At 46.7% G+C, this 242-nt stretch carries 1 protein-coding gene; it reads left to right on the top strand.

What is annotated here, in order from left to right; all coding sequences use genetic code 11:
• Positions 1-242: hypothetical protein (locus SB749_RS20625; RefSeq protein WP_410711957.1), on the top strand; the 242-nt coding region annotated here is incomplete at both ends.

Below are 242 nucleotides of genomic sequence, written 5' to 3'. Positions count from 1 at the left end.
GATGCTGAAACCCTTATTACACAAGCCAAAGACGGTGCTGTCACTGATGAGGCGGCTGGTAGCGTACAAAACCTTAATCAAGGTGCGGTCAACCAAGCGATTGAAGACTATCAAGCGCAAGTCCAAAACTATATCGAACAAAACCATAGTGACGCGACGGTAGGCGATATACTGGGTACGAGCACTATCAAACCTTACAATAGCTCAATGCTCAGTCCTGTACTGCCGTATCAAGTCAGAAC

It is taken from the genome of Brevibacterium sp. SIMBA_078 (genome assembly GCF_046534565.1).
GTDB lineage: Bacteria > Actinomycetota > Actinomycetes > Actinomycetales > Brevibacteriaceae > Brevibacterium.
Note: the sequence above shows the minus strand (reverse complement) of the source record. Positions and strands in the feature narration are given on the sequence as shown.